The 5,107-nt window shown below is 54.8% G+C and carries 3 protein-coding genes and 2 pseudogenes; 1 reads left to right on the top strand and 4 read right to left on the bottom strand.

Going from position 1 to position 5,107, the window contains the following annotated elements:
* Positions 1-332 (bottom strand): annotated as a pseudogene (locus NCT04_RS34010) (MCP four helix bundle domain-containing protein); the annotation flags it as partial.
* Between the two features lie 325 nt (positions 333-657).
* Here NCT04_RS34010 and NCT04_RS34005 point away from each other — a divergent pair.
* Positions 658-2,220, top strand: coding sequence for a methyl-accepting chemotaxis protein (locus NCT04_RS34005; protein WP_250470216.1), 1,563 nt, complete (start codon positions 658-660; stop codon positions 2,218-2,220).
* 475 nt (positions 2,221-2,695) lie between these two features.
* Here NCT04_RS34005 and NCT04_RS34000 read toward each other — a convergent pair whose 3' ends face one another.
* From NCT04_RS34000 to NCT04_RS33990, 3 genes and pseudogenes are all read right to left on the bottom strand, one after another.
* Complete coding sequence (locus tag NCT04_RS34000; protein WP_250470214.1) at positions 2,696-3,010, bottom strand: hypothetical protein; 315 nt, start codon at positions 3,008-3,010, stop codon at positions 2,696-2,698.
* On the bottom strand, positions 3,007-3,966 hold the full coding sequence (locus tag NCT04_RS33995; protein WP_244832080.1) for a chemotaxis protein: 960 nt from the start codon (positions 3,964-3,966) through the stop codon (positions 3,007-3,009). Before NCT04_RS33995 ends, NCT04_RS34000 begins: the two co-directional genes overlap by 4 nt.
* 565 nt (positions 3,967-4,531) lie before the next feature.
* Positions 4,532-5,041 (bottom strand): annotated as a pseudogene (locus NCT04_RS33990) (integrase core domain-containing protein); the annotation flags it as partial.
* Between the last annotated feature and the right edge of the window lie 66 nt (positions 5,042-5,107).

The following is a 5,107-nucleotide window of genomic DNA, read 5'->3' as shown; positions in this document are numbered from 1 at the left end:
GATGCATCGGGTCTCGCAACCAGCCGCTTGAGTTCCGTCAGATGTGCCTGAACGTCGGAATGGGCCGCGACGACATCTGTCTTCTCCAGTGCAAGATCAGACGCGGTGGTGACCAACACAATATTGCGCGCGGCGATGGCGCGTCGGTCGACCGCCGCGCGTAGTTGCGCGGCAACGTTTGCGCGAGCATTAACACCTTCCAAATAAGACTCGAATGCTTGTCGTGACTGATTGAGCGCGTAAATGGAGTTGATCGAAATACAGATCACTATGACAGTCAGAACAGAGAACGCACACGCCAGCTTACTTTTGACATTTAGATTGTGGAGCATCTTTTCTCTCAGGGAAAATACTTAATATAGGCGGTTATTTGCCACTTTCTCGCAATACGGCCCGCGGCCGTACCCGAATATGCTTAACGACCGATACCCTCTGAAGCTGATACTGAAAACTCGAAATTTGCTATTAGTTGAGCGATTTGTTGACAGTATTTCTTTCCGACAACATGTCCCTTTGCGTGCAATAGCAGATGCCGTCACGGGATGGCGACGCATTGGCTCAAGGAACCTGTGTTTCTCGCCGTTAAGCCGAAAGATATCGGAGGGTGCGTTCGTGCCGAATGACCCTTGTTTCCCACTCATGCATTTCGGAAAAAAGATGAAAAAAGGAACTTGGACAATCAAGGCAAAACTGGCCGCGTCATTCGGAACTCTGAGCCTGATCGTTCTTATGATCGCTGGTATGGCCTTTAGCTCGCTTAACGATGCGAACGCGCGATTCGAGGGATTTATCAACGGCATCAATGCTCGCGCGGAAATGGCCACGGCCATCCGCGCCGCAGTCGATGACCGCGCAGAGGCAGTACGCAATCTAGCGCTTGTCACGACACCTGCGGACATCGAGCTTGAGCACCAGGCTGTTCTGAAGGCAGAGCAGACAATCGAGGTTCGTCTCGTCGAATTCAATCGGATGGTTGCTGCCGCTACAGACATGCCTGCGCAAGCTCATGAGCTCGCCACTGAAATTCCTCGCATCGAACGGCTCTACCGGCCCGTCGCCCTTGAGATTGTCCGGCTTGCCATGGACGGTCAACGTGAGGCCGCCATCGCTGATATCAACAATAAATGTCGTCCGCTCTTGGCGGATCTTAAGCGCGCGACCAACGCCTACACCGATGCGACCCATGCCCGTGCAGTCCAGATGGTTAGTGAGGCACAAGTTCGATTCGAGCATCAGCGCAATCTGCTGATAGCACTATCCATTGCAACCTTGTCGATCGCAATCTTTGCGGGTGCGATCATCACCCTCAGTATCTTGCGCGCGCTCGGCGCCGAGCCTGGCGTGCTGGCGAACATCGCGCAACGGGTTGCGAAGGGAAATCTACGCGCGATCGATGGTGCCCATAAATCAGCCGATGGAAGCGTGCTGTCGTCCATGCATACCATGCAGGGTAGTCTCGTCAAGATGATTGGTGAGGTCCGGTCAGCGGCGGACAATATCGCTTCCGGTTCAACTGAGATTGCCACGGGTAACATTGATTTATCGTCCCGAACCGAACAGCAAGCATCGGCGCTTCAGCAAACTGCGTCCAGCATGGATGAACTGACCTCGACGGTAAAGCAGAATTCCGAGAACGCGCAGCAGGCTAGCTCGCTTGCCGCTCACGCTTCAGAAATAGCGCATAAGGGCAATCAGGCCGTCGACCAGGTGATTCAGACGATGAGCACAATCAGTTCAAGCTCGTCGCAGATTTCTGCTATCACCAGCATCATCGAAGGTATTGCATTTCAGACCAACATTCTGGCACTTAATGCGGCCGTTGAAGCGGCTCGTGCAGGTGAGCAGGGCCGTGGTTTTGCAGTCGTAGCAGGTGAAGTGCGAACGCTCGCACAGCGTTCTTCAACCGCCGCAAAGGAGATCAAGGATCTCATTACCATGTCCGTTGCTCAAATCGCTGATGGCGCAGACCATGCGAACGACGCCGGCACGACCATGACCGAACTCACGCACGCCGTGAGACGCGTCACCGATATCATGGGGGAGATCGCCAGTGCTTCGTCTGAACAGAGTAAGGGAATTGAACAAGTCAACCTGGCTATTACGCAGATGGACGTCGTAACGCAACAGAATGCGGCGCTGGTCGAAGAAGCAGCCGCTGCTGCGCAGTCGCTGGATGGGCAGGGTCGAAAGCTCACGGATGCCGTATCGTTTTTTCATTGAGAGCAGTCATGGTGGAAAGTATGTGCTGCCTCCAAAGGTGTTATCCATCGCGTAACGACTGGCGTCGCTTCCTACAAAGCTACACTTGTCTCGCACTCACGGACGTGACGTTAACCGCCAACTACTTTTTAAGATTGGTGAGCTGATTGTGTACGAGCGGTACGCTTTTAGCGGGGGCGCGTCTCGGAGACGTAAATGGAACTTGATGCGCTCCCTGAGCTCTTATGGCCAAGAATGATGAATCGTATTTTTAGCCAGGCGTCTTGAGGCGTTCTTGCAGTGGAGTGCAGCGACTTAAGCTTTTGAGCCGGATATGACGCGCTAGGTAACTTCGACAAAAGCGCCTCACGCTGCGCATTAAGCGCGGAGTGCTGGCGCATTAGATGAGTGGGTTCCGACCGCTCTCCCCGCAATGCAGAAGTCCTAACACGCGGTTGCGGCGAAAATCTGAGGTCTCAGCCCACGCGGGCTGCATTCAATTGTGCTTCAAACGCCAACCTTTGGATCGTGACCCATCGATCGATTGATCAAAGCCACTTTCAAACACCCATTTCCACGTCGGGTGCGATGGTGGTTCCTGTGGCGCCGCGTCAAGCCAATCGACGAATTCAATTATTTGGTCAGCATTGGCAAAGAAGCGCAAGCTTCCGATTACGACGTTATACAACGGAATGGATTGATCGACGACGAACAAGGTGAGCTTGCGAGCGTCGCCGACTTGCCAAACCGCACTCGCACCGAGTCCGGTTGGAAACGGTCGCATGGGTCGGTTGCCAGACATGTCGTTCACGCTGCAACCTTGGACATTGCCTGACGCATGACGGCAGCGAGCTCTGCCGCAACGAACTTCGACACATAAGCGTTGGCGCCAACCTTTCTGACGTGCTGCTCGTTCGCCGAGCCCGACAGCGACGAGTGGATGACAACTGGGATCATCTGCAGTCCAGCAGCAGCTTTGATCTTGCGGGTAAGCGTGAACCCGTCCATCTCCGGCATTTCGAGATCCGTCAGTACCAACGCGATGTCGTCCGTGACTTTCTTGCCTTCCTTAACTGCTTTCTCGCCTGCTTTCTCCAGCAGATCCCACGCCTCTTGTCCGGTCTTGGCCATGATGAAGGGTACCCCCATCGACTTCAAACTTTCTTCGATAAGGGCTCGCGCGACGCCGGAATCATCCGCGGCCAGCACCCGCGCACCAGGCGGCAGAGTAAGGCGGCCCGTATTCTGTTCGTTGATTTCTGGTTCACTGGCAGGCAGGGCGTCGCGCAGAATTTGCTCAACGTCGAGCACCTGCGCGAGTCTACCGCCAGCGTGTGCGTCAAGTCGGGCTATGCTGGTCACGGTTTTGCCGCTCGAATGTCCTTCGGCCGAGAGGACGCGGTTCCACTCCAGGCGAACAATATCGTCGACCTCCTCCACAGCGAAGCCTTGGGTCGTGCGAGCGAACTCCGTCACCAGCAGGATGCGATTTCCTTCGCGCGGGGTACATCCGGTGACTCTCGCAAGGTCGATGACGGGGATGATTTCGCCACGAACATCCGCGACGCCAAGGATCTTGTCAGACGACCCTGCCAGTTCGGTGAGCTTGGGCATTGCGACGATTTCTCGAACTTTGAAGACATTGATTCCGTAGAGTTCGCGGGCGCCTGTACCGCGGGTAGCACCAAGGCGAAATAGCAACAACTCAAACATGTTGCTACCTGCCAAGCGCACCCGCTGTTCAATATCGTGTTGATCGTTGTTCATGTTTTTACCGTCCGGTTTGGTTTGTCGATCCCTAAGATATCGGCACACGAAAACGTTTCTAGAGCGCGGCTTTCGCTTTGAAGCTTCAGCATCACAGGGAGAAGTAACTTTATCTGGATAGCAGAGATCGCGAAAGATTGATAACGATACCTGCTTCGGGAACAGTTTGAGTCGTCCGTTAGCAGGGGAAATGCCTTCCATAGTCAACCAATACTTTTCAGCCGTCGCTGGCCGATCCTCTTTCCGTGTCGCCACGGTGTTATTTAAGAAGTGCCCCTTGTTATTAAAGTACCAAAGCGTAGTTTTTCAAATTTTGGAAGGGGGGCTTATGGATGCCGCTGACTTTATGTAGCGGAGGTTGCGTGAAGATGTAACGTAGATAGCGGAGGGCGCTGCGAAGTGATTAAAGCAAAAAAAGGGCGCACCGAAGCGCGCCCTAACCGAGGGTTGGACCTGAGAGTGCCCAACCAGTGTTTGTATAACGACGCGATGCTGTCAAACTTTAGGACTGGGAGCGGAACGCCCGACTGTAGTTGCCCCTGTATCTCAGGACACTCAGACGTCGTTAAGTTGCTGATGCCGCAGCCCGCCTGAACTCACGAGGTGAGCGGTATTTCAGGGCTTTGTGCGGGTGGCGCTCATTGTATTGCTCGAAGGCAGCGGCCAGATGTGTGAGCGCCGTAGGCACATCAGGTTTGTCCATGAAGGCCGCGTAATCGTGCTTCATCGTTTTCACGAACCGCTCGGCCATACCGTTGCTCTGCGGCGAGCGAACGGGTGTAGTCAGTGGCACCAGTCCTAGCTCGCGCGCGAAGCGGCGTGTGCGATGGTCGATGTAGGCCGAGCCATTGTCCGACAGCCATTCGATGGTCTGCGCGGGCTGCGTGTTTCCGAAGCGTTGCTCCACCGCTGCGAGCATCACATCGCGCACGATGTCGCCGCTATGGCCGCAGCAGTCCAGCGCAAACGTCACGCGAAGCGGCTGACCATCGTCGCATCGGAACTCAAAGCCGTCCGAACACCAGCGCGCATTGCTACGGTCAACGGCCACGGGACCTATCCGCAATTCTGTGGGCGAGGCATATTATGAGAGGTAAAAGTCATGGATATGCCGATGAAGAAGAAACGCACCGTCGCTTCT

The sequence above is a fragment of the Caballeronia sp. GAFFF2 genome (assembly GCF_023631485.1).
Classification (GTDB): domain Bacteria; phylum Pseudomonadota; class Gammaproteobacteria; order Burkholderiales; family Burkholderiaceae; genus Caballeronia.
This window is presented reverse-complemented; position numbering and strand designations above follow the sequence as displayed.